Raw genomic sequence first — 22,814 nt, forward strand, 5'->3', positions numbered from 1 at the left:
CACCCGGTCGCGACCTGCGAGGCCGTGGCGCCCAGCTCGTCGGCCACCTCCAGCACGGCCCGCACCCCGGCCCGGTCCCGCTCGCCGATCGACTCGGGCAGCGCCGCGAGCACCCGGTCCCCGCGCCGCCGCCGGTCGTCGAACGTGTCCGCCCCCAGGTCGGCCAGCAGTTCGTGGAACCCCTCCTCGTAGCCGCCGAGCCCGGCCGCCGTGCGTTTGGCCAGGCATCGCGCGTACGTGGCCACCAGCCAGAAGACGGCCTCCCGGTGCAGACCCTGCCTGATGAGCTCCCGGCTGCCGTCGATGGCGACCGGCCGCGCGGCGGCGGAGACGTCGGAGGCGAAGCGGTAGGCCGGCGCCCGTACCGGGGCCGCCGCGTCGTACACCTTCTCCAGCGCCGTCAGGTGCCGCTCGACCTGAGCGGCGCTGAGGTCGGCGCAGCCGAGCAGGCCGAGCAGGCCCTCGTGCACGTCGAGCCGCCCGTGCGCGGCGAGCAGGTCGCGGAGCGCCGCGTAACGGCGGCGGACCGTGGGGTTGCGCAGCCCGGCCACCAGCAGCACGTGCGCGGTCACCCCCGTGCCGAACAGCCAGGCGGCGACCTGGTCGGGCAGCGGCGCGCACTCGTCCATGGAGATGATCCACCCGCGCACCCGGTCCATGGCGTCGGTGCAGCGGGCCAGGATCCAGGGACGTTCGGCGAAGTCGCGGGCGACGATCCGCTGCAGCTCGGTCAGCCGCCCGGACGGGTCGGCCAGCACGCACGGCAGGTGGAAGCTGCCCGCCAGGTGGTAGTCGCTGAGCACCGCGTGCACGGAGCCGGGCGGGGCCATGGAGGAGACCTCCAGCAGCACTCCTTTGTAGCGGAACTTCCCCAGGCGTTCGATGGGCGCGGCCGGGTCCACGATCACCATGACGTCCACGTCGGAGGTCGGCGCGAGCACGTCACCGGGGTCGGCCCACAACGCCGACCCGGTCAGGAACGCCCCGGCGAACCCGGGCAGCGCGGCGCCCTCCTCCCGCACCCACTCCAGCGCGACCTGTCTGGCCTGCTCAATCCGCATTCACTTCCTCCCGATCGGGCCCTCGGCGCGAGGTCCGGAACCAGACGACCGCACCCAGCACGACGAGCACCGCCAGCCCGCCCCAGATCCAGCCCGGGACCCCCGCCGGCACCGCGGGGGAAGCCCCGGCGACGGCTGCCGGTGGCGCCGCGGCGGGCGGGGTGGCCGTCGCGGAGTCCGCGGGTGCGGCCGATGCCGTAGATGATCCTTTCACGCTGAAGGGAATTTCGCCCTCAATGGGATGTCCGTCGGAAGAGACGACACGCCACGCGATGACGTATGAACCGGGCGCGAGCGGCTCCGGCACGTCGGCGCGGACCTTGGGCCCGGCGAGTCTGGGCTCGCCGAGCGCGATCTCCGCCCCGGCCGCGTCGTGCAGCACGACGACGGGGAACTTCACGCCGGCGGTGTATTCGAGCTCGATCTCCTCGACCGAGGAGAGCTGGGCGTTCTCGGCGGGCGAGCTGCGCTTGAGCGAGTCGTGGGCGTAGGCCGGTGATACGGGCAGGGCCAGCAGGGCGCAGGCGAGCGCGACCGTGGCCGCCGTGCGGAAGGGGCGCGGCAGGGATGCCATGACGGGTCTCCAGAGTGATCTTCCGGACGACCGTGCCCACGGGGCCGGACGTCCGGGCACAGGCAAGGGCGATGAAGGAACGCCGGGCCCCGTCGGCGGAAGCGCGTCCGCGACGGCCCGGCGACAGCGACGGCATCAGCGCGGCGAACGCGCCGATCCCGCGACGGCGTCAGTGTGACGTCAGTGGCCTGCCGCCGCGGGCGGTCCTCGCCTGTTGATCGTGCCGGAGACGATGCGGCCCCGGTGCCCGGATGCGCCGGGCGTGACCGGCCGCCACGTGCGCGCGGCCCGCTCCCCCGCGTGCGCGGGCAGGACGGCGAGCAGCCGGACGACCGGGCGTGGCGCGCCGTACAGGCGGATCACCAGCCACAGCGCGCTCTCGCCGCGGTGCAGCCACCACGCCGTCAGCCCGGCCACCGTGAGGTGGACCAGCGCCATGCCGGGCCCCGGATGGCCGTCGGGGTGGCCGATCATCAGGCCGGTCATGGGGGCGGGCGGGGGTGCGAGGCGTTCGAAGAGCTGGTGCAGCACCGTCTGGGTGCCCACGGTCACGGCCAGCACGGCCACGGGCCCGCGCTCGCGCCCGTCGATCAGGTACGCCAGCCCGAGCGCGGCCAGCACCCCGGCCAGGTAGGCCCAGAACGGCGGCCCCGGTGAGCGGCCGGGCGAGTGGCGGCATGGACACAGCCGACATCTTTTCACAAGGTTCCCGGCCTGCCGAGGTTCGGAACACGCGGCCGGGGGCAGCCGGTTCCGATGGACATCGCCACGGGTGCGACCGCCTCGTCAGTCACGCGACCATCCGCGCGGCGGTGCTGCTCGCGCTCCGTACCGTGCTGGCCGAGGCGGGTCATCGGGTCGGCGAGGACTTCAACGGCCTGGAGCTGGTCGTGACGAGCTGACCCGGCGCAGCGGCTCGCCCACCTCGTGCAGGTGCGTGAGCGCCTGCCGCCACGATTCCAGCAGGCCGCACTCGGCGTAGCCGATGCCGAGCGAGGCGCAGTACTCGCGCACGATGGGCCGGGCCCTGCGCAGGTTCGCGGTGGGCATGCTGGGGAACAGGTGGTGCTCGATCTGGAGGTTCAGGCCGCCGAGCGCGGTGTCGAGCAGCCGCCCGCCGCGCACGTTGCGGGAGGTGAGCACCTGGCGGCGGAGGAAGTCCAGCTCGTCCCCGGCGGTGAGCACCGGCATGCCCTTGTGGTTGGGCGCGAACGTGCAGCCGAGGTAGACGCCGTAGCACGCCTGGTGCACGGCCAGGAACAGCAGCGCCTTGGGCAGCGGCAGCACCAGGAGGACCGCCGTGAGGTAGGCGAGCACGTGCGCGCTCAGCAGCAGCCCTTCGATCCCGCGGTGCTTCAGCGACGGCCGGCGCAGCGCGCGGAAGCTCGACACCTTGAGGTTGACGCCTTCGAGCGTGAGCAGGGGGAAGAACAGCCACGCCTGCCGGCGTCCGATGAACCGGGGCAGCCCCCGGCTGGCCTCGGCCTGCCGGCGTGACCAGATGAGGATGTCGGGCGCGACGTCGGGGTCGTGCTCCTCGTGGTTGGGGTTGGCGTGGTGACGGGTGTGCTTGTCCATCCACCAGCCGTAGCTGAGCCCGACGGCCAGGTTGCCGGCGATCAGCCCGGCGATCCTGGCGACCCGCCGCGAGCGGGCGATCTGCCCGTGCGCCAGGTCGTGCGCCAACAACGTGACCTGCGCGAACGCGATCGCCAGCAGCACCGCGAGGCCGAGCTGCCACCAGGAGTCGCCGATCGCGGCGAAGGCCGCCCAGGTTCCGGCGAACAGGGCGGCCACCAGGCCGATGCGGGCGGTGTAGTAGCCGGGCCGTCTGTCGAGCGGGCCGGCCTCGGCGACGCGCCGGGAGAGCCGCGCGTAGTCGCTCCCCCGCCGGGCCGCCGCTGATGAGGACGGTGCAGCGCTCACGTGTGTCTCCGATGCCGAGGAGTGGATGATCGCTCCTCAGCATCGCGGGACGGGGTGGCCGGCGGACCCCCGCTGTCACCCGTCCTCGCGGTAGTGCCCGCCCCACCGGGCACTTCCCGCCGACGCGGGCTCAGGCGGGCTGCAGCGCCTGCGCCGGTCCCGGCGACGCGGCGGCCTCGCCGAAGACGTGCAGGTCCGGGCGGAAGGCCGCCAGGTACGCCGACCGGTCGTGGAAGGCCGCGGCCAGGGCGTCGCCGTAGTCGATGAGCTGCCGGTGGGCGTTCCTGCGTGGCTCGTAGCGGGCCGACAGCAGCCGGTCGAGCAGCTCCGGGTCGCCGTCGGCCGCGCAGACGACCTCCGCCAGGATCTCGGCGTCGCGCAGCGTGTAGCTCATGCCCATGCCGGTCATCGGGTGGCAGGCGAAGGCCGCCGAGCCGAGCAGGGCGGCGTTGCCCTTGTGGTACGACTCCACCCGCAGCGAGGAGACCTTGATCCGCTGCCAGGCGGCGGGCTGCAGCGAGTTGAACACGTCCGAGCTGTCGGTCACGAACTTCTTCAGCTCGTCGAGCAGCGCCGGGATGCCGTCCTGGAAGATCTCCTTGTCGTCCTCGGGCGGCAGGCCGACGAACACGCGGGCCTCTTCCCTGTTGATCGGGTAGAGGTAGGCGAGCCAGCCGCCGGAGCTGAAGTACATCCGGTTGAGCTGGGCGACGCTGGCGCTGAGCGGCACGGTGGCCACCCGCATGAGCAGCCGCTCGTACGGCATCGTGGACTGTTCGATGCCCAGCGCCTCGCGTACGGCGGACCTGGTGCCGTCGGCGCCGATCACCGCGCCGGCCCGCAGCCTGCGGCCGTCCGAGAGCGTCAGCTCCTCGACGTGGCCCTCGCCGGTCGTGACGCCGTCGATGGTGGTGTCGAACCAGAACTCGACGCCTTCCATCGCGCAGGAGGTGTAGATCAGCTCGACCAGCTCGCGGTAGGGGCGGATGAGGAAGCCCTCACCGGGGAAACGGCATTCCTGGATCGGGTCGCCATCGTGGTAGTAGCGGATGGTGTCGCGCCTGAGGCCATGGCGTTCGACGAGGTCCGCCAGTCCGTGCCGGGCCAGCACCCGCAGGCCGGGGGGCTTGAGGAAGTCGGCGCCGGCGCTGGGGATGGAGGCCCCTTGTTCGATGACGACGACGCGCTGACCGCGGCGTCCCAGCAGTAAGGCCAGGAAGCAGCCGCCGAGCCCGGCGCCGACGATGGCTACGTCGCACGATGTGGTTGCCATGACGAGAGCCCTTCTGAATGGTTGAACTAGTTCGTGTGCCCGCGAGTGCCGGCGAGCGAACCGGGTTCGGCCGTCCGCGGTCGCGGGACAGAGCCCGTGGACGCGTCCACGGGGGCGTCTGCGGGGGGTGTGCGGGTCTCGACTGGCAGCAGCGCGTCGGCCTCCGCCGCAACGGTGGCGAGGGTCATGCGCAGCTCGAGCAGCAGCCGGCGAGGCACCTTGATCATGACGTCACCCGGGTCCGGCCGCAGCCGGGTGATCTTGGTCAGGGCCAGTGCCCCGATCAGCACGGAGATGGCCACGCACAGGGCGAGCGCGCCGGCCAGGCCCGCGAACGGGCCGGTCATGAACGGATGGTCGATCACGACGGACACGACGGCGACGCCGACCGCCCCGCCGACCATGCGGGCCATGGTGGCCGCGCCGACGGCGGAGGCGTACTGGTGGGGACGGGCGGCCAGGGTGGTGGCGATGGAGGTGCCGGGCGCGAGCGCTCCGACGCCCATGCCGACCACGACGCTGGCGATCAGCCCCCAGATGGTGGGGCCCGACTGGGTCAGGACGAGCACGCAGGCGCCGCCGCACAGCAGGGAGCCCGCGTAGATGAGGCCGTACGGGCCGACCCGCTTGATCAGGCGGCCGGCCACGAAGCTCGTGACGACGACGGCCACCGAGGTGGGGGTCAGCCACATGGCCACCTCGAGCATGGGGTAGCCGAGGTGCAGCAGGTACAGCGGCTGCACGGTGAGCAGCCCGTACGACAGCGCCCCGAAGCCCCAGGTGGCCAGCCAGCCCCAGACGAACCGGGGCCGCCGCCACAGGGCCAGGTCGATCGCGGGCATGCGGTGGTGCCTGGCCTGCGCGAGCGCGCCGCCGATCAGGGCCAGCGCGGCCAGCGCCAGCCACACCACGTCCAGGCCCCAGGCCATGGCCTTGGAGATGGCCAGGACGATCACGGCGATCCCGGCGGCCAGCAGCCACGCGCCGAGCATGTCCGGCACGCCCTTGCCGGTGGCGCGGCGGCCGGACGGCAGCCACACGCACGCGACGAGCAGCGCGACACCGATGATCACGTCGGGGAGGAACAGTGCCCGCCAGCCGACGGCGACGGCCAGCCAGCCCCCGCCCGCCTGCATGAGCAGGCAGCCCAGGCCGGAGGCGGAGCTCCACAGCGCGATCGCGCCGCGCCGCTGCGACTCCGGCAACTCGCCGAGCAGCAGCCCGAGGCTGGCCGGGATCATCGCCGCGGCTCCGGCGCCCTGGACGGCCCGCGCGGCGAGCACGTACGACCAGGACTCGACGGTGACGGTGGCGATCCCGCCGAGCACGAACACCACGAGCCCGACCGCCAGCACCCGGCGGCGGCCGAACAGGTCGGCCCACCGGCCGGCGGAGGCCAGCAGGGCCGCGATCGGGATGAACGCGGCGCTGGTCAGCCAGACCAGGTCACCCAGCGGCATGCCCGCGCCGCCGGGTGCGTAGCGCAGCATTCCCACTGCCATGGTGGTGGCCGTCGTGTCGGCCATCACCGTCAACATGACACCGGCACCGACCAGGCGCAGCATCACGCCGTGATGCCGGTTCGCGCCGGTCGTCCTGACGGCCGCTGGTGACGAACGCACGTGTCCTCCTATGTGAGCGTCGGCTCGTCTCCGCCTTCCGCGCACTCCGGCGGCGCGGGGGCGAAGCCTTTTGACGTTGGTGTCCCTGGTCGAGCTGTCAGGCGCCGTAGCGTCCGGGCGAGATGAGGCCGTCCGGGTCGAGCGCCGTCTTGAGCCTGTGCAGCATGCCGAGGCCGGCGGTGCTGGTCTCGGACCAGACGTCGGCGGCGGCGTGGTCGATGTCGGAGCGGTAGATGGCGCAGCCGTGCCCGCGCAGCACGCAGCTCGCGTCGTTGCGGAGCTGGTGGGCGCGGTAGGGGGCGTCGGCGACGCCGCGCTCGAAGAAGATCTGGATGACGCCGTTGGCCAGGTGCTTGCCGACGAGGTTCAGCTCGACCATGAGGGCGGTGCCGTGGCGGTCCACCGCCGTCTGCAGCGCGGCGATGACCTCGTCGGTCTTGCGGGCGTGCATGGGCAGCAGGGGCATCAGCGCCAGGAAGCCCATCGCGCCCTCGTCGATCCGCTCGCACGACGTCACGCCGAGCGCGTTGTGCACGCCCCGGCAGGTGGGGATGCCCTGGGACATCAGCGCCCTGGGGTAGATCGGGTCGTCGGGGGCGACCTCGGCGGCGTCCACCACGCGCAGCGCTTCGGCGCCCTCGACCTCGATGAGCGCCTTGCGCAGCAGTTCCTCGGCCAGCTCGACCGTGGCGTTGCCGCCCATGAGCGGCCCGAGGATGGTGAACAGGTTCGGGTCCACGCCCTCGGGCAGCATCCAGTCGCCCGAGCCGGGGACGAGCGACACCTCGCGGACGCGCAGCAGCCCGTCGGCCGGGTTGCCGCGGCGCAGGAAGTCGCTGACCGCGCCGACCGCCATGCCGGCCTGCTCGCGCGGCATCCGGCCGTAGACGAGGCCGATGGTCTCCGGGCGCGGCACCAGCGAGACGGCCATGGCGGTGACCACGCCGAGGTTGTGCTGGACGAACGCCTGCGTCAGGTCGGGCCCGGCGACCCGGCCGTGGTAGCGCCCCGCCGGGTCCAGCCCGCCGGTGGTGACGACGCTGCCGTCGGCCAGCACGGCCTCCAGCCCGGCCACGTCGTGGACGCGGGAGCGGATGCAGCCGTCACCGCGGTCGAGCGCGTTGCCGATGACGGAGGTGTCGGCGCACGAGGCGGTGACGTTGAGCATCCACGGGGTCTCCCGCAGCGCCGCGGCGAGCTGGCGCTGGGTGACGCCCGGCTCGATGACGGCGAATCCGGCCTCCAGGTCGAGGCCGCGGATCCGGTTCATGCCGCCGAGGTCCACGAGCACGTTGTCGTCGGTGACCGGCAGGGCCGAGCCCATGCCCCAGTTCCGGCCGGTGCTGATCGGGTAGAGGCGGCGGCGCTCGGCCGTGGCCTGCCGTACGAGTGCGCGCACCTCGTCGAGGGTGCGCGGCGTTTCGACTCCCGCCACGGAACGTGGACGGTGGCCCCCGACGTCACGCGACCTCTGCTCAGATCGCGACAGTGCCTGCATGACTCTCCTCAAGGTCTCGCTGGTCCGGCTCCCGGTGCGGGGGCCGGTGTGGGGGGCACACGTCAGACGGTGTGCTGGAGCAGGTCGTCGATGGAGCCGATGGCCTGGTTGGACATCTCTCTGATGCCGAGCAGCCGCTGCTCGACGTGCTCGTTCTCCTCGGGGAGCCCTTCGGGCAGGGTGTCGGGGAGCAGGGCGGTGCCGGGGAAGTCCAGCGTGCCGAGCGGCGGGGTCTGGACGGGGATCTCGTGCCGGCCGTACGGGTGCCGCCGGACGTGCTCGGTGTGCTCGTGCCGCTGGCGGGCGGGCAGGTGCGGGGGGGTTCGCATGACGGGAGCTCTCCTACCGGACTGGGGTGGGGTTTTCCGGGTGGCCGCTCGCCCTTGAGCGGATCGGGGATCAGCGCGCGCCCTCCTGGGCCTCCCCGAGGCCGGGGTAGCCGGCTCGTGGAGCGACGGCCGCGGGGGTGGCCCGTGGCACGCCGTGGTTGATGACGCTCGCGGCGATGCGACGCTCCGCCAGCCCCATGTGGGGACGGCCGCCGCCGGGCGGGTTCGGCCGGGCGCCGGCCGAGCCTCTGATCATGGAACTGGCGTGCACCCAGCGGCGGGACTCGCCCAGCACCTGGCGTTGCGCGCGGACCAGGTCCGAGTGCCGCGCGTAGTGTTCACAGACGGCCCGGGCCAGCACCCGCGCCATCACGAGGTGCTCCTGGCAGGCGCCGGCGACCTTCGCCTCCAGGCCGGTGACCTGGGCGAGGAGCAGTTGCAGGTGCGGCAGGCCCGAGCTGCGCTCGAACCCGTCGAGCTCGGCCAGCCGCTCCGGCCAGCGCAGCCGCCGCTCGATCGAGGCGCACACGCCGGCCACGAGCGCCGAGGTGGGCTCGTCGTCGGGGTGGTGGCCGTCGAGTTGCACGGCCCGCTGCGCGGTCGGCTCGAAGTCGGTCAGCCGGCGCAGCCCGCTCTGCAGCAGGCGGATGCGGTTGTGCAGGCACGCGGCGCTCCACCCGAGGACCAGCAGGTGGTCCGCGTCGGCCTCGCAGTGCCAGCCGACCAGCGCCACCTCGCGGGCCATGCGGTGATGCAGCACCCATGACGCCTGCTCGCCGAGCGGCACCGGCGTGTCGATCCATACTTGCTGGCCGCCGGGGGGCAGCTCGGCGACCCCGACGTCCATGCCCTCGGGCATGACCCTCGTGCAGATCCTCCGCACGACGATCTGTTGCGCGGCTGTCTCCGGCGCCATGGGCACCGGGCCTGGCAGCACGCGCTCTGGGGCCACTTTCGCCCGCGGCTCGATGCTCATCTGGGGGCCACCTCCCGACCCGCGTCGGCCTTGTCGACCTACGTAAATTGACACTTAATAGTGCCGGTCCGATCGTCGTAAGACGGCGGATTTCTGTCAACTGCCACTTTACGGAAGAAGCATGGTTGCCCCCCGGCCCGCGTGGGCACACCCGTGATCCCACGACTTCCCGCAGGTGAATCCGGCGTTACGGCCTGTGATTGATCTAGAGTCCGTACGGTGCGGCAGAGCACGTTCGACGAGCGAGGAGTGAGCCGGTGCGGGTGCCCAGAGCCATGGTCGCGGCCATGTCGGTGGCCGCCGGGCTGCCTGCCGTCCACAGTCCGGCGCGGGCCGAGGGCGGTTACTGCGTGCTACCTGATCGCCCCCCTCAGTCCGGCCCTTACCTGATCGATACTGCTTCCTTCCTAGACTGGATTCATCCCTATCCGCCGCCCGTCACGCCGGAGCCGTCGGCCTCGGAGCGGCTCGACTTCGCCGGGTTCCCGAACGTGTCGGCCCTCGACGTGACCGGCCCGCGCAACCGGCCCGCCACGAAGGTGATCGCCACCTACACCACGAACGTCGACAGGGTCGTCACCCTCACCAACGAGGCGTCGGTCTCGCAGGACGGCGGGCGCACCTTCGGCCCGTCCAGCCAGACCCCGCTGCGGGAGTCGCCGATCGAACTGCACGACGGCCGCTTCTTCGCCACGGAGTACTATCCGGCCAGGACCGGGCCGCACACGGCGCACCTCGGCGTGCTCACCTCCTCGGCGCTCGACGACGGCGAGAGCTGGCTGCGCTCCCAGGCCACCCTGGTCACCCCCGGCGACCTGCTGCCCGGCGGGGCCGCGCACGGGACACCGGTCCAACTCGCCGACGGCACGATCCTCATCACCGTCTACGCCCGCTACGCGCCCACCGGGGCGTACCAGTCGGAGGTGTACGCCAGCTCCGACGGCGGGCGCAGGTTCGAGCGGCGCGGGGTGATCGCCGTGCCCGAGCCCGGGTTCGCCTTCAACGAGGCCGCGCTCCAGCAGGCGGCCGACGGCAGCCTGGTCGCGGTGCTGCGGCACGACGGCGGGCGGTACTCGACGCTGCACCAGAGCCGCTCCACCGACGGCGGGCGCACCTGGTCGCCGCCGGCCGGGCTGCGCTTCGCCGGCCACGACTGCGTGGTGCGCGGGGTGGCCCCGCGGCTGCTGCTGATGCCCGGCGGCGCGCTCGTGCTGAGCGCGGGCCGGCCGGACAACTGGCTCGCGATCTCCCCCGACGGCCTCGGGCACGAGTGGCGGGAGCCCTGGGTGACCTTCCACAACCGCGACGGCGTGTGGCCGGCGCGCGGCTCGTCCGGCTACACGGGCCTGGCCGCCGTCGGGCCGCACCGGCTCATCCAGGTCTTCGACAACTGCAAGCTGCCCGGGGTGGGACCCGACGGGCTGCTCGACGAGTCGACCTGCCCGGCGCACGGGCGCTTCGAGCACGGCGGCTGGTACGCGATCAAGCGGCTGCTGTTCGACGTCGCGACCCCCGGCACCCGGCTCGACCTGGCCGAGCTGCGGCGGCGCGGCGACCTGCGCGTGTCCACCGACATGCGCTGGACCAGCCGCCTGCGCCCGCGGACGAACCCCGGCGGCGCCCTCGACGGCAGCACGGGCTACTGGTCGAGCGCCGTCTCCACCGGCCGCGGGCGCTACGTGCTGCACCTCGACCGGAGCTACCCGCTGAGCCGCATCGGCCTGAGCCTGCGGCCCGGCCATCCGGCCGGCGCCCGCGTCTACGTCTCCGCCGACGGCCGCTCCTGGGGTGAGCCGGTCGTCACGATCAAGGACAGGACGGACTACGCCCTGCGCTACGACGAGATCGGCCGCACCGCCCGGCACGTCAAGATCGTCACGGAGCCGTCGGCGGGCTGCGACCCGGAGATCGGCCGCACGTGCGCGGTGCTGAACGAGGTCGAGCTGTACACCTGAGCCCGGACACGCCCGCGGGGGCCCTGCCGGCCCCCGCGTTCGAGCCCTTACCGCTTGGGCGGCATGTCACCGCCGCGGCCGAAGGGCTTGCCCTTCTCGTCTCCGGTCACACCCTCCTCGTCGATCTCCAGCCGCTCCTTGCGGACCTGGCCCTCGACGGTCTCCTCGTGCTGGACCTGCTGCTTGTGCACGTGGATGCGCTCGACCGGCTTGGTCTCCTTGCCCACGACGGCGCGCTCCTCGTGCAGGATCATCTCCCGCTCTTCCTCGCCGATCTGGTAGGTTCCGGACACCTCGCCGTCGCGGATGGGCTCGCGCTCGATCACCACCTCTTCGTGCGAGAGCGGGACCTTCTGCTGGACGTGCTCGGTCTCGACGTACTTGTGCAGGCGTACGCGACCGGTCTCCCTGCTCTCCTTCCCGATGCGCAGGCGCTCCTCCGACCGCGTCATCTCGATGTCGCGGTCCTCGGTGAGACCTCCCCGCATCTCGCCCCGCGCCTGCGCGGAGGGCGCGCCGGGCTTCTGTCCCGGCATCTCGCCGGTCAGGCCGGTGCGCTCCTGGCCCTCACCGGTGACCGGCCCGCGCGTGCGGGCCTCACCCGTGCGCTGGCGCGGGATGTCGGTCGGCTGCATGCCGTAGTAGCGGTAGAGGTCGGCCTCCTCGTTCAGGGACAGGCGGTCGTCCACGTCGATGTTCGGCGCTCCCTTGATCATCTCCCTGTCGAAGGGGACCCTGATCTCCTCACCCGAGCGGCGGGCGTTGACCAGCGGCACGAAGGTCTGCTTCATCCCGAAGAACCCCGTGCGCACGGTCACCCACTCCGGCTCGCCCGTACGATCGTTGAGGTAGACCTGGCCTACCTTTCCGACCGACTGTCCGTCCGACCCCACCACATGGCAGTCGAGTAGGTTTCGGATCTCTGTTTGCATAGCCACGACGATCCCCCTGAATGTGTTCGTCCTGGTTCAAAAGGGACAAATACCCCAAATCACCACGAATGCTCACAAATGCCGGGCACGATTCGCTCTAATTCAGGAAACGACGCGCCGGCCGGGGTTGCGGGCCGATCAGCTCCGCTGGGCCTTCTTCAGCGCGGCCAGATGCTTCTTCAGCGACGCCTCCGCCGTCTCGGCCAGCGACTTCACCGCCGGGGAGGAACCGCCGGAGACCTCGGTCTTCGTGGCGGCCAGCACCTCCTTGTGCGCCTTGATCATGCCGGACAGGAAGTCCTGGTCGAAGTCCTCACCGCTGGCGTCCTCCAGCCGGGCCACCAGGGCCTCCTGGTCCGCGGAAGGGGAGCTGGGCAGCTCGACGCCGAGCTGCGAGGCGGTCTCGGTGACCTTCACGTCCAGCTCGGCGTGGTCCTTGACGAGCATCTCCCCGACGGCCTTGATCCGCTTGGTGGTGCCCTTGTCCATCGCCAGCCGGCCCGACTCCACCTCGGTCAGGTTGGCCTGGTGGATGCCGCGCAGCCAGGTCTTGTCCTGCTCGGACGGCTGCGCGTCGGTGCGCACGGCCACCGCCGCGGTGTTCGGCGCCACGCCGGGGTTGCATCCCGTGATGGTGGCCAGGACCGCGATGGCCATCGAAAGGGTCAGACTGGTACGCATAAGGCATTCCTATGACATAGTGATACGTCTCAGATACAGAGCGTAATCGTCGCAGGGGTGGCTGCCCGGCATTTCGGCGGTCCGGGCGCGTCAGGGCCCGGCGTCAGCGTTCAGGGGAGAGCGGGCCGCGGTATCCGGGCGGCGGATCGTCGCCTTCGTAGGGCTCCGCCCGGCCGTCGGTGAGGAACCCGCGCAGCGCGCCGAGGTAGGCGGCGCCGCGCCCCGGTGTCTCGCCCTCGTCGCCGACGTAGGCCAGGCGGGCGTCGGGGAACGCGTCGCGGTAGCCGGTGGCCTGCGCCCAGCTCTGCCCGTCGCAGGCGCCCTTGACGACCAGCACGGGCACGCTCACCTGGGCCAGCTCGCCCCGGAGCGAGGCGGGCGCGGCCCGTCCGGCCAGCGCGACGTAGCCCCCGGAGCCGGGGCCGGGCGGCGGGCAGGACGGTGACGACGCGCGGCGCAGGAGTGCGAGGTAGGCGTCCAGCTCGCCCTCGCCGGCGAACGCGTGGGCGGTCATCGGGTCCACCCGCAGCAGCGTCGAGACGGCCAGCGCGCGGGGCTCGGGCAGCCCGCCGGAGCCGAGGAGCAGGGCCGAAGCGGCGGATCCGGCGGCGGGCCGCTCCCCGGCGCGGGCCGGAAAGAGGCCGGTCGGCGCGTACAGGACCGCGCGGGCCACCCGGTCCGGATGCGCCGCCAGGTACGACGCCGCGAGCTGCGCCCCCTCCGCGCGGGCGACGAGGTTGAGCCGCTCGGCCCGTACGACCTGCCGGATCGCCTCCAGGTCGGCCACGTCCCGGGGCAGGCCGTAACCCCGGGGGTCCGCCAGCCGCTCCGAGCGGCCCGCCCCGAGCTGGTCGTAGACGTACACCTCGAAGCCGGCGGAGGCGAGCCGGCGGTAGAAGGCCGAGTCGCCCGCCAGGTCCGCCACACCGGGACCGCCGTGCAGGAACACCACCGGGTACGGCCGGGTGACCCGCTTCGGCGCGGCCCGCACGTACGCCAGGCGCGACCCGGTGGGCAGCCGCCACTCACGCTGGCCGCTCACCCCGGCGGGCGCGGCGGGCGCGGCGGGCGGGTTCAGCGTGGCCGCGCAGACCTGCCAGACGACCGCCGCCTCCACCCCGAGCACGACCGCCGCCCGCAGCCAGCGTGCCCACACCGCGCGCGGCCTGGGCACGCACAGCAGCAGCCCGAGGAAGAGCACGAACGCGAACACCGCCAGCCCCGCCACCGTGAACACGTCGGGACCCGTGCCGACCAGGGCCGTGCCCGCCAGCGCGGCCAGTCCCGCGATCGGGGACAGCGCCAGCACCAGCACGCCCGCCAGCGCCCGTCCCGCCAGCCGTCCGAGCCCGGCCCGGACGGTGCCCGTCTCGCGGGACGGCATGCGCGACACCGCGCGAACGGGCGAGGTCCTGCCGGAGGGAGGGTGCTTGACGTCAGGAGACACGACACGAAACCGTAGTGCACTTCCGACATTCCGGTCAGGAAAGTGCCTGTCCGAGACGCAGTCGGACACGGTCGCCCCGCCGCTCGGACGCGCGCACGGTCCACACCCGCTCGCCGATGACCGTGCCCCTGGCCGTCGTGCAGCCGTCCACCCTGAGCGACGGGCGTCCCGCGGCGTCGCGCAGCAGGCGCGCGCGTGACTCGGAGTCGTCGCCGAACGGCACGAGGAAGTCGCCGGCGCCGGCCGGGGCGTCGACGACCAGGCCGGGATACAGGTGCGAGCAGGCGACCTCGGCGACGTGCTCGCTCACAGGCGGGCGCCGACCCCGGTGCGGCGCCTTCACCTCACGACGACCCCGGGATAGCGCTTACCGGCGACATGAGGTGAAATATCAGCATCCTTTCTACAGGCTGGAGTACCACGTGCCACTGTTCGACCTGCCGCTCGAGCGACTCCGCGAGTACCGCCCCGACCGTGACGAGCCCGCCGACTTCGACGCGTTCTGGTCCACCACCCTGGCCGAGGCCGCGGAGTTCGACCTCGCGGCCGAGTACGTCCCCTACGACCTGCCGCTGTCCGGCGTGGACGTGTTCGACGTGTCGTTCGCCGGCTGGGGCGGGCACCGGATCAACGGCTGGTTCCTGCTGCCGCGCGGCGCGGACGGGCCGCTCCCGTGCGTCGTGCACTACATCGGCTACAGCGGCGGGCGCGGCTTCCCCAAGGACCACCTGCTGTGGCCGGCCGCGGGGTACGCGGTGCTCGTGATGGAGACGCGCGGCCACGGCGGCGCGAACGTCGGCAGCCCCGGCACCACCGGCGACCCGCACGGCAGCTCGGGACCGCAGGCCCCGGGCATGATGACCCGCGGCATCCTCGACCCGGCCGACTACTACTACCGGCGGGTGTTCACCGACGCCGTCAGGGCGGTGGACGCGGCGGCGGCGCATCCGGCCGTGGACGCCGGTCGGGTCGTGGTCTCGGGCGGCAGCCAGGGCGGCGCCATCTCCCAGGCGACCGCGGCGCTGCACCCCGGGGTCAAGGCGGCGCTGATCGACGTGCCGTTCCTGTCGCACTTCCGGCGGGCCGTGGAGATCACCGGGCGCGACCCGTACCAGGAGCTGGTCAGGTTCCTCGCCACCCGGCGGGACTCGGCCGACCAGGTGTTCAAGACGCTGGCCTACTTCGACGGGCTCAACTTCGCGGCCCGCGGCACGGTGCCCGCGCTGTACTCGGTCGCGCTGATGGACGACATCTGCCCGCCGTCCACGGTGTTCGCCGCCTACAACCACTGGCAGGGGCCGAAGGAGATCACGGTCTGGCCCTGGAACAACCACGAGGGCGGGGGCGGCTACCAGACGGAGGAGCAGGTGCGCTACCTGCACAAGCTCCTGGGACAGGGCTAGACGCGACGACCGCCGCGCCGGAGTGCCCGTCGGGGCACCGGCGCGGCGGTGTACGCGTCAGGCTGTCTGCTCGGTGACCAGGAAGGACACGCTGCCCTGGTCGTCGGCACCGGCGTCCAGAGACTTGTCCTCCAGCACGGTCGCGGCCACCGGGTCGAGGTAGACCCGAGCGCCTTCGTCCTCGACCACCGCGTCCGCCGGTTCGGGGGCGGTGGCGAGGGTCAGGGTGAGCGAACTCGTCCCCTCCCCCTGGGACGAGATGCGGATCCCGCTCTGGGAAGGCTCGGGCGCCCCGGCGGTCAGGTCGCGGATGGCCTGGGCAGCGTTGGCTGTCAGGGTGAGCACTACGGCTCCTCCTCACGGTCGACGTTCATGAGTTGCCTGCCCTTCCCCCGGCTACCGGCCCTAACCCTTCTTGACTCTTTCTTTACGAAGAATTCCCGCCGGACCCCGCGTGGCGGCGGCGTGCGGGAACAATGAGCGCATGGACTCCCACCCGCGGCCCACGCGGTGGCGGCAGGCCATGGTGGCGCGGCTCGAGGCGGCCCAGGACGTCGCCGCGCCCGTGGCCGCGGCCATGCTCGCGGTGCCCCGCCACCTCTTCGTGCCCGGCGTCGAGCCGGAGGCCGCCTACCGCGACGAACCGATCGTGACCAAGCGCGACGCCGAGGGGCGGCCGATCAGCTCGTCCTCGCAGCCGGCCATCATGGCGACCATGCTGGGCCAGCTCGGCGTGCGGCCCGGACACCGGGTGCTGGAGATCGGCGCGGGCACCGGCTACAACGCGGCGCTGCTCGCCCGGCTGGCGGGCCCCGGCGGGCGGGTGGTGTCACTGGACCTCGACGCGGACATCGTGCAGCGGGCGCGGGAGCACCTGTCCGCGGCCGGGGCCGGCGAGGTCGAGGTGCGCTGTCTCGACGGCGCGGGCGGCTGCCCCGAGCTGGCCCCGTACGACCGGCTCATCGCCACCGTGGGCGTGTGGGACCTCGCGCCCGCCTGGCCGGCGCAGCTCGCCCCGGGCGGGCGGCTGGTGGTGCCGCTCGACCTGCGCGGCGTGCAGGTGTCGGTGGCCATGGAGCGGGACGGCGGGCGCTGGGTGAGCCGGTCGGTGCGGCCGTGCGGCTTCATGCGCATGCGCGGGCCGTTCGCGGGGCCCGAGACGGTCACGGTGCTCCGCCGGGACCCGGAGGCGCTGCTGATGCTGCCCGAGCCGCGCGAGCTGGGCGAGCTGCACGACGCTGCGGCGCTGGACGCGGCGCCCACCGAGATCACGGTCCGGCGGGAGGAGCCGGCGCCGCCGTTCGCCGCCGTCACCGGGCTGGCGCTGTGGCTGGCGCTGCACGAGCCGCGCTGGTGCGGGGTGAGCGGCGACTTCGGCCGCGGTCCCGTCTACACGGCGGGCCTGGCCGAGCCCGGCGGCGTCGCGGTGCTCCAGGCGGACGGCTCGCTGACCGTGCGCGGCCACGGGGCCGCCGGGGCGCGGCTGGCGGCGGAGCTGGCCGCGCACGTCAGGGCATGGGACGAGGCGGGCCGCCCGGAGGCGAGCACCCTGCGCATCGAGGCCCACCCGAACACCCCGAACGCCCCGGACCTTCCGGACGACCCGGCCGCCGGCGGCCGGGTCGTGATCAGGAAGCGGCACACCACGCTGGTGGTCGGCTTCGGCTAGACGGTCCACTCCCCGTCGCGCATGAGGTCGCGCCCGGCCAGTTCGTTCTCCTCCCGCCACGCCTGCAGCCGCCGCGGCGTGATGTGGAAGTAGTGGTAGGAGCCGCTCGCCTCGCGCGGGTCGAAGCCGGCCTTGCCGGCGAACGCGTCGCCGGTCTCGGCCGGGATCTCGGTGGCGGGGGTGGCCCGCGCCGTGCCCTCGACGAGCACGACGTCGCGCACCAGCCCGATCGCCACCCGCGTCCGTCCGCCGGCGAGCAGGTTGCGGGCGGTGGGGCTGGCGCTGGCCGTGGCGACGAGCAGCGCGGCCCCGTCCCACAGGAACGACAGCGGCACCATGTACGGCGTCCCGTCCGCGCCCGCCGTGGCCACCCAGGCGTCCACGTCGTGCTCAAGGCGGTGCAGCGTGTCCCGCTTGCGTTGTTCGGGGCTGCGCGGGGCGGGCTGGGACATCGGGGCCTCTCTCTCGTGACGCGTGAGCTCGGCCGCCCATTATCGCGTCCGGCGGCCCGTCACCCGTGCCCGCCCCCAAGGGCGGGCGCTCAGCGGTCGCCCGGCCGGGCCTCGCCCCCGCCGGCCGGGCAGGAGCCGGCCTTGGCGCCCGCCACCTTCCAGTCCGCCCCCGGGAACGGGCTCATGAAGTGCGTCAGCAGGTCCACCGCGTAGTCCGGCACCTGGCCTCCGGGATCGAGCAGCGAGACCATCTGGGGACCGTCCGCGCCGCGCAGTGTGATGGTGTTGCGCCCCGCGCCGGCGGCGAAGCCGGGTTTGGCGTCCACCGTCACGCACGCCAGGCTGATCCCGGCCGCCTTGATCTCCTGCTTGGCGCCGATCCGCCGCATGCGCTGGTCGTAGCGGCGCAGCGCGAGGGAGGTGGCGGGGCCGATCCGGACCGACTCGCGGAAGACGTCCTCGCCGATCTCCCTGCTGAGCCGCAGGTCCAGCCGGACGTCGGGCCGCAGGTTCACGTCCTTGGCGGCGAGCTTGACGGTCTCGTAGTGGCCCTCGAAGCCGGGGGCGAGGTAGCCGATGGCCGGGGACGCCTTCAGCCCGAACGGGATCTTCCCCGGCCGCACCCTGAGCCACGACACGCGGGCGACGGACAGCGAGAGGTTCCCGACCGAGCTGGCCCCCAGCCCGAACCGGCCGCCGACGTGGTAGGTGAGCAGGCCGTTGGTGTACGGGACCTCCTTGCTCACCGCCATCTTCTGCGGGGCCATCGGGTCCACCCTGAGCCCGGCGCGCAGCGTGACCCGGCCCGTGGGGACCGGCCGGGAGACCAGGTCGAGCGACTGGTCGGGGTTCAGCCGGATCGTGGTGTCGGCGGCCAGGTCCCGGACCGCGAACGACATGTCGCCGAGCCGTCCCGACGGGTCCACCAGGCCGCCTTCCACGCCGAGGTAACCGTCGAGCGTGCTGCTGGCCTCGCCCAGCGCCTTGTACGTGACCGCCGGCACGCTCAGCCCGGCGGCCGAGGCGTCGGCGTCCACGCCGAAGACGGCGGGCACGTCGGAGAAGCGCAGTTCGCCGGTGCCCTTGCCGGGCCCCGCGCCGGTCAGGGTGACCTTGGCGGTGAGGTGCTCGACGGCCGCGGAGTTGCTCACCCGGATGCGGGTTCTGGCCCCGTAGGAGCCCTGGACGGCGACCGTCGCGGGCACCGGGTCGATCGCGACGTGCCCGCGCAGCCCGTCCGTCTCGGCCCGCACGTCGAGCGCGCCCAGCGTGGCGGCCGGCTCGATCTTGTACGCCGCCTGCACCGTGTTGCCCTCGCCCACGCCGAACGGCCCCACCGACATGTTGGTGATCTTGGAGGGCAGGCCGGTCAGGGTGGCCCGTGCCTTGATCGGCACGGGTGACAGGACACTGCTGGCCAGGTAGACGCCGAGGCTGCGGCGCTTGGGGCGGAACCCGGAGAAGGCGAACGTCTTGCCGGTCAGGTCCACCGTGACCTGGTCGGGCAGGCCGGTCACGTCCAGGTGGCCCTGGAGCCCGTAGCAGCCGCGCGGGGTGCAGAAGGGGCCGGGCGGGCAGCCCGGGGAGCCGGCCGCGCAGCCGCCGTCCACCAGCGACACGCCGCCGGGCAGCGCGGGCGCGGCGCGCATGCGGTCCAGGGCGGCGCTCTTGCCGAGCCAGGCGCGGGCGCGCACGTCCAGGCGTGAGCCGGAGTAGGTGAGCCGGCCGTCGGCGGAGGTGACGGCCAGCCGTCCGGGCACGGGGCCGACCGTGCCGAGCAGGCCGAAGCGGGTTCCGTCCTGCCGGATGTCGGCGTCCACGGCGAGGGTCTGGACGGCCGAGCGGAAGTCGGCGGTGAAGCCCTGCTCGGCGGGGGTGAACTCGACGTGCGAGAGCCTGTTGACCAGCACGCTGGCGTCCAGGTCGCCGGTGGCCTGGTCGTAGTGGGCCGCCAGGTGCGGCCCGGTGGGCGCCTTGGCGCCGTCGTGGTTGGTGAAGGCCAGCGCGGCCGTCTTCACCGGCCCGGACCGGCCGCGGAAGCGGTAGGAGGCCGCGTTCCAGGAGGCGTCGAACTCGGCGGGCACGCCGGTGACCTCGGCGGCGGCGCGGGCGTACCGGTCGCCGAGTTTGGCCCTGGCCAGCGCGGACACGCTCTCGACCGGCCCGTCGGAGGCCCAGGTCAGGGTCTGGGCCTTGGTGTCGGCGACGAGTTCGGCCCGTTTGCGCACACCCTTGACGGTGACGCGCAGGTCCTCGCCGGTGGCCTTCGTGACGTTCGCTTTATTGGCATAAATCCGTACCTCCTCGATCTTGGAGGAGGTGACGACCTTGACCGTCGAGCTCTCGCCCATCGCCCACGACGCCTTGACGTCGTCGTGCACGCCGAGCACGGTGCCGTCCACGGTGGGGCCGGACCTGAGGTTGACGTAGGCGGCGCGCAGCCGCTCGATCACCCCGCTGGCCTGGTAACTGGCCTTCCTGGCCTCGGGGTCGAGCGTGACGTCCACGGTGGCCGGGGTGTTGGAGATCTCCATGCGGGCCACGTGGGTGCGGTCGATGCTGGCCGCGCCCACGAACGGGCGTCCGCTGGAGTCCACGGCGAGGTGGACGTGCGGCGTGGCCCCGTACGTGACGTCGAACCCGGACAGGCCCGACAGCAGCCCGGACACGCCCACGGCGGCGCCGTCCTTGATCATGGTGACGTGGCCGCCGCGCGGGCTGGACACGGCGCCCTCGTTACGCTGCAGCACGACGGCGAACCGGCCGATGGGCGAACTGCTCTCGTGCGTGACGCGGTGCGCGGCCAGGTCGTTGACCAGGCGCACCTTGGCGGGCAGCGCGCTCAGCTCGGCGGTCAGCACGGTCTTGGCCGCCGCCCGGTCGAAGTAGCGCAGGGTGGCGGAGCCGGCCCGGCCGGAGGCGGTGGCGACGGAGAGCGTCTGCTTGCCGTTCGCGGTGGCGAGCTTCGCGGTGAAGGACGGCGGCAGCCGCCGCAACTCGATCTCGGTCACCCTGGACAGGCGTCCCTCGCGGTACTCGAGGTCGTGCAGGCGGGCGCGGGCCACCGAGGAGGGGGCGGAGAAGCGCACCTCGCCGTCCGTCAGGCGTACCTCGGCGCGCGCGGGCATGCGGTCGAGCACGGCGTGGGTGAAGCGGTTGCCCGTCACGGCGACGGCCTCGACCCTGGTGGGGGCGGAGGCGCTGACGCTCATGGTGGGGGTGCCGAGGGTGGCGTTCGCGGTGAGCTTCTCGGTGGCCGGGGTCTGGCTCAGGCTCACGGCGGTGCGCCCGGTCAGGCCCGCCACGACGGCCGCGCTGCGGCCCGGCTCCTCGCGGTCGACGACGGCCTTGACCCGCTTGCCCGCCAGGTCCACGGTGAACGTGCCCCGGTCGTAGGCCGACAGCGACGAGCCGCGGCGCAGGCCGTCGAAGCCGACCGAGACCTTGCCGTCGTACTCGGCCCAGACCTGCGCCCTGACGCTCTCGTCCGACAGCCGCTTGACGGCGAACGAGATCCCCGCCGCGCCCTGTCCGGGGTCGGCGGTGGGCACCAGGCCGGCGGCCAGGTCGGGCTTGGAGTCGCCGGTCACGTCGGCGGCCACGGGCACGCCGACCGGCTGCCGGACCGAGCAGGAGACCGGGACGGCGGCGCTCTCCACGCAGAGCCGGTAGGTCAGCCCGGGGACCGACGCGCCGAGCTTCTCGAAGGTCTTGGCGACGGCGGCCAGCGGCTTGATCAGGGCGAGCGTCTCGGCCTGCGAGGTGTCCGGCAGCACGTCGCCCACGGCGGGCGCCCGGCGGCCGAACCCCTGCTCCTCCTGGACGGCGAGCGCCTCGGAGGTGATCCGGTCGCCCAGCGCCGGCCCCGCGGGCGTGGTGACCTCGGGCGCGTCCGGCCCGACGCGCTCCTCGCCCGCCGGTTGGAGGGCGAGCGAGGCGCGCTGCGGCACGGTCACCGAGGCGGCCGGTGGTTCCTGGACGGCGGGCACGGGCCGCGCCCGGACATTCGCCGATACTGACTCCCCGCGGGTGAGCGGGGCCTGCGTGGACGGGGCCTGGGCCCCTGCTACGGACGGCACGGCCACGATGAACGTGCCGGCGATGGTCGTCGAAGCGAGCACGCGCAGGAGGGCGTGCGGCATGAAACGTTCTCCCCCGGACCTGTCTATTTCATCCCATCAGAAACATAAGTCACGAGACGACCATAGTTCCTAACCGTCCGTCAAACGGGATCCGACATGGGACTCCAATTTTCTGTCAAGGCGGCGACGGCCTCTCAGACGACCCGCACGACGATCTTGCCCCGGACGCCGCCCGCCTCCAGGGCCCGGTGCGCCCCGGCGATGTCGTCGAGCGGGAACACCCGGTCCACGACCGGGCGGAGCGCGCCGCTGCCGGCGTACCGGGCCAGGTCGGCGAACAGGCGGTGGCCGGGGTCGCCGCTGAAGGCGCGCACCCGGCGGCGGCCGTACGCGGCCGAGGCGGCGAGATAGGCCAGGGACGCGGCCGGCCGCGAGAGGTCGAAGGCGATCGCCACCATGCGGCCCGAGCGGGTCAGCAGCCGCCGGTAGGCGCGATGCTCGGTGCCGACGGTGTCCAGGACGACGTCGAACGACCCCAGCTCCGCCGGGCCGGTGGTGGCGTAGTCGTGGGCCTCGTGGGCGCCGAGGTCGCGGACGAGGCCGAGGTTGCCCGCCCCGGCCAGCGCGGTGACGTGCGCGCCCAGCGCCCTGCCGAGCTGCACCGCCACGACGCCCACACCGCCGCTGCCCCCGCGGACGAGCAGGCGCTCGCCCGCCCGCAGCCCGGCCTTGTCGCGCAGGGCCGTGATCGCCGTCGTGCCCACCGGCAGCGCCGCGGCCTCGACCAGGTCGAGACCCTCGGGCACCAGGGACATGCGGCTCGGGCCGACCGTCAGGTACTCGGCGGCGCTGCCGAGCGAGCGGCCCAGCACCCCCCACACCCGGTCGCCCACCCGGGGGCCCCTCGCCCCCGGGTGGGCGACCGGGTGTGGGG

General features: G+C 73.4%; 20 protein-coding genes. 3 read left to right on the forward strand and 17 right to left on the reverse strand.

Annotated features, from left to right (window positions below):
- The 9 genes from FAF44_RS41435 to FAF44_RS41475 form a co-directional block, all read right to left on the reverse strand.
- Positions 1-1,061, reverse strand: a 1,061-nt coding sequence (locus tag FAF44_RS41435) for a hypothetical protein (RefSeq protein ID WP_237108870.1), incomplete at its 3' end; no start/stop codon positions are given.
- Positions 1,051-1,635: a copper resistance protein CopC gene (locus FAF44_RS41440; protein ID WP_237108871.1), complete on the reverse strand. Its 585-nt coding sequence runs from the start codon at positions 1,633-1,635 to the stop codon at positions 1,051-1,053. The genes FAF44_RS41440 and FAF44_RS41435, both read right to left, overlap by 11 nt.
- A 180-nt stretch (positions 1,636-1,815) precedes the next feature.
- Positions 1,816-2,337, reverse strand: coding sequence for a hypothetical protein (locus FAF44_RS41445; protein ID WP_237108872.1), 522 nt, complete (start codon positions 2,335-2,337; stop codon positions 1,816-1,818).
- A 168-nt stretch (positions 2,338-2,505) separates the two neighbouring features.
- Positions 2,506-3,561 carry an acyl-CoA desaturase gene (locus FAF44_RS41450; RefSeq protein ID WP_237108873.1) on the reverse strand — a complete coding sequence of 352 codons (1,056 nt, stop codon included), beginning with the start codon at positions 3,559-3,561 and terminating at the stop codon, positions 2,506-2,508.
- A gap of 130 nt (positions 3,562-3,691) precedes the next feature.
- Positions 3,692-4,834, reverse strand: coding sequence for an FAD-dependent monooxygenase (locus FAF44_RS41455; protein WP_237108874.1), 1,143 nt, complete (start codon positions 4,832-4,834; stop codon positions 3,692-3,694).
- Positions 4,835-4,860: 26 nt separating this feature from the next.
- Positions 4,861-6,456: an MFS transporter gene (locus FAF44_RS41460; protein ID WP_237108875.1), complete on the reverse strand. Its 1,596-nt coding sequence runs from the start codon at positions 6,454-6,456 to the stop codon at positions 4,861-4,863.
- A 97-nt stretch (positions 6,457-6,553) separates the two neighbouring features.
- Positions 6,554-7,891, reverse strand: a complete 1,338-nt coding sequence (locus FAF44_RS41465) for an FAD-binding oxidoreductase (protein ID WP_237108876.1) — start codon at positions 7,889-7,891, stop codon at positions 6,554-6,556.
- Between the two features lie 125 nt (positions 7,892-8,016).
- Entirely contained in the window at positions 8,017-8,283 is a 267-nt protein-coding gene (locus FAF44_RS41470) for a hypothetical protein (RefSeq protein WP_237108877.1), read from the reverse strand.
- A 70-nt stretch (positions 8,284-8,353) separates the two neighbouring features.
- Positions 8,354-9,259: a hypothetical protein gene (locus FAF44_RS41475; protein WP_237108878.1), complete on the reverse strand. Its 906-nt coding sequence runs from the start codon at positions 9,257-9,259 to the stop codon at positions 8,354-8,356.
- A 257-nt stretch (positions 9,260-9,516) separates the two neighbouring features.
- Between FAF44_RS41475 and FAF44_RS41480 the strand changes: the two genes are divergently transcribed.
- The gene (locus tag FAF44_RS41480) at positions 9,517-11,214 is read left to right on the forward strand and encodes an exo-alpha-sialidase (protein WP_237108879.1); all 1,698 of its coding nucleotides are present in this window, start codon (positions 9,517-9,519) and stop codon (positions 11,212-11,214) included.
- A gap of 47 nt (positions 11,215-11,261) precedes the next feature.
- Here the strand turns inward: FAF44_RS41480 and FAF44_RS41485 are convergent, their stop codons facing one another.
- The 4 genes from FAF44_RS41485 to FAF44_RS41500 all read right to left on the reverse strand — a co-directional run bounded on the left by FAF44_RS41485 (position 11,262) and on the right by FAF44_RS41500 (position 14,584).
- The gene (locus tag FAF44_RS41485) at positions 11,262-12,146 is read right to left on the reverse strand and encodes a PRC and DUF2382 domain-containing protein (protein WP_272895729.1); all 885 of its coding nucleotides are present in this window, start codon (positions 12,144-12,146) and stop codon (positions 11,262-11,264) included.
- Between the two features lie 138 nt (positions 12,147-12,284).
- On the reverse strand, positions 12,285-12,827 hold the full coding sequence (locus FAF44_RS41490) for a DUF4142 domain-containing protein (RefSeq protein WP_237108881.1): 543 nt from the start codon (positions 12,825-12,827) through the stop codon (positions 12,285-12,287).
- A 103-nt stretch (positions 12,828-12,930) separates the two neighbouring features.
- Positions 12,931-14,274, reverse strand: a complete 1,344-nt coding sequence (locus FAF44_RS41495) for an alpha/beta fold hydrolase (RefSeq protein WP_308193472.1) — start codon at positions 14,272-14,274, stop codon at positions 12,931-12,933.
- A gap of 34 nt (positions 14,275-14,308) precedes the next feature.
- A complete protein-coding gene (locus tag FAF44_RS41500; protein ID WP_237108882.1) occupies positions 14,309-14,584 on the reverse strand; it encodes a hypothetical protein in 276 nt (91 codons plus the stop codon).
- Between the two features lie 112 nt (positions 14,585-14,696).
- Here FAF44_RS41500 and FAF44_RS41505 point away from each other — a divergent pair, with 112 nt between their 5' ends.
- On the forward strand, positions 14,697-15,677 hold the full coding sequence (locus FAF44_RS41505; RefSeq protein ID WP_237108883.1) for an acetylxylan esterase: 981 nt from the start codon (positions 14,697-14,699) through the stop codon (positions 15,675-15,677).
- Positions 15,678-15,734: 57 nt separating this feature from the next.
- Here the strand turns inward: FAF44_RS41505 and FAF44_RS41510 are convergent, their stop codons facing one another.
- Positions 15,735-16,022 carry an iron-sulfur cluster assembly accessory protein gene (locus FAF44_RS41510; RefSeq protein ID WP_237108884.1) on the reverse strand — a complete coding sequence of 96 codons (288 nt, stop codon included), beginning with the start codon at positions 16,020-16,022 and terminating at the stop codon, positions 15,735-15,737.
- A gap of 139 nt (positions 16,023-16,161) precedes the next feature.
- On the opposite strand from FAF44_RS41510, the gene FAF44_RS41515 reads away from it, so the two are divergent.
- The gene (locus FAF44_RS41515; RefSeq protein WP_237108885.1) at positions 16,162-17,346 is read left to right on the forward strand and encodes a methyltransferase domain-containing protein; all 1,185 of its coding nucleotides are present in this window, start codon (positions 16,162-16,164) and stop codon (positions 17,344-17,346) included.
- Here the strand turns inward: FAF44_RS41515 and FAF44_RS41520 are convergent.
- The 3 genes from FAF44_RS41520 to FAF44_RS41530 all read right to left on the reverse strand — a co-directional run.
- Entirely contained in the window at positions 17,343-17,798 is a 456-nt protein-coding gene (locus FAF44_RS41520) for a pyridoxamine 5'-phosphate oxidase family protein (RefSeq protein ID WP_237108886.1), read from the reverse strand. The two genes, FAF44_RS41515 and FAF44_RS41520, sit on opposite strands and share 4 nt — an antisense overlap.
- 89 nt (positions 17,799-17,887) lie before the next feature.
- On the reverse strand, positions 17,888-21,940 hold the full coding sequence (locus FAF44_RS41525) for a hypothetical protein (protein WP_237108887.1): 4,053 nt from the start codon (positions 21,938-21,940) through the stop codon (positions 17,888-17,890).
- Positions 21,941-22,074: 134 nt separating this feature from the next.
- Positions 22,075-22,814: NAD(P)-dependent alcohol dehydrogenase (locus FAF44_RS41530; protein WP_237108888.1), on the reverse strand; the 740-nt coding region annotated here is incomplete at its 5' end.

Origin of the sequence: Nonomuraea sp. MG754425 (genome assembly GCF_021699195.1) — a bacterium.
Taxonomy (GTDB): domain Bacteria; phylum Actinomycetota; class Actinomycetes; order Streptosporangiales; family Streptosporangiaceae; genus Nonomuraea.

Bases quoted from the DNA above. Each gene is read 5' to 3' on its own strand.
- FAF44_RS41520 (WP_237108886.1), bottom strand. From the start codon at position 17,798: ATGTCCCAGCCCGCCCCGCGCAGCCCCGAACAACGCAAGCGGGACACG.
- FAF44_RS41490 (WP_237108881.1), bottom strand. From the start codon at position 12,827: ATGCGTACCAGTCTGACCCTTTCGATGGCCATCGCGGTCCTGGCCACC.
- FAF44_RS41485 (WP_272895729.1), bottom strand. From the start codon at position 12,146: ATGCAAACAGAGATCCGAAACCTACTCGACTGCCATGTGGTGGGGTCG.
- FAF44_RS41475 (WP_237108878.1), bottom strand. From the start codon at position 9,259: ATGAGCATCGAGCCGCGGGCGAAAGTGGCCCCAGAGCGCGTGCTGCCA.
- FAF44_RS41470 (WP_237108877.1), bottom strand. From the start codon at position 8,283: ATGCGAACCCCCCCGCACCTGCCCGCCCGCCAGCGGCACGAGCACACC.
- FAF44_RS41455 (WP_237108874.1), bottom strand. From the start codon at position 4,834: ATGGCAACCACATCGTGCGACGTAGCCATCGTCGGCGCCGGGCTCGGC.
- FAF44_RS41440 (WP_237108871.1), bottom strand. From the start codon at position 1,635: ATGGCATCCCTGCCGCGCCCCTTCCGCACGGCGGCCACGGTCGCGCTC.
- FAF44_RS41515 (WP_237108885.1), top strand. From the start codon at position 16,162: ATGGACTCCCACCCGCGGCCCACGCGGTGGCGGCAGGCCATGGTGGCG.
- FAF44_RS41525 (WP_237108887.1), bottom strand. From the start codon at position 21,940: ATGCCGCACGCCCTCCTGCGCGTGCTCGCTTCGACGACCATCGCCGGC.